Here is an 832-nt window from a genome sequence, read left to right on the forward strand (position 1 = left end):
GGCCAGTTGAACGGCTATGCACCGAAGTATATTGCACTTCCAGAAGGTATCGATCCGAACCGGATTACCACAGGCGTGATCATTAACCCGGACGGTAGCATCTTCCATGTACCGACGGTTGTCACGAAGATCGATAGTCGTTACTATGCACTCATTAATGACTTGCGCAGCAGCGGAAGTTACTCGGTCATCTGGAATCCGCAGGATTTTGAAGATGCCAGATCCCACTGGGGCAAAACGGATGTGAACAATATCGCTGCGAGATTAGATCTGAAAGGCAACGGAGATAACACCTTCTCACCGAACCGTCAGGTTACTCGTTCCGAGTTTGCCGAGATTGTTGTGCTTGGACTGGGCTTAATGCGTCAGGATGCACCACAGAATCTATTCCCGGACATCAGCGATTCCGCATGGTTCCGATCTGCGGTAGCCCTTGCGAATGAATTCGGTATCGTTCGCGGTTACGATAATGGGAACTTCTACGGTAATCAGGAGATCACACGTGAGCAAGGATTTGCCATGGTTGCTCGTGCGTATCGTCTGATTGAACCGGAAGCGGCAATTAGCCCGGATCAGATGAACGCTGAACTGGAACGTTACAGTGATGCAGCGGATGTATCGAATTGGGCGAAAGAAGATGTAGCCCAGTTGATTGCAGCCGGAATCATCCAAGGTAATGGACCAGAGGTTCTGAGTCCGAAGACTACGATGACCCGTGCTGAGGTCACTGCATTGATTGCAAGAATGTTGAAAGTAACAAACCTGATTGATCAATAAACACAATTTAAAACGAAAAGCCTTTGCTGACATTGGGGGTCGGCAAAGGCTTTTT

General features: G+C 48.8%; 1 protein-coding gene. It reads left to right on the forward strand.

The features are described from left to right. Positions 1 to 777, forward strand: a 777-nt coding sequence (locus IFU39_RS32455; protein WP_192136484.1) for an S-layer homology domain-containing protein, incomplete at its 5' end; no start/stop codon positions are given. Positions 778 to 832: the final 55 nt, after the last annotated feature.

Source organism: Paenibacillus sp. CFBP 13594 (assembly GCF_014842675.1).
Taxonomy (GTDB): Bacteria; Bacillota; Bacilli; order Paenibacillales; family Paenibacillaceae; genus Paenibacillus; species Paenibacillus amylolyticus_B.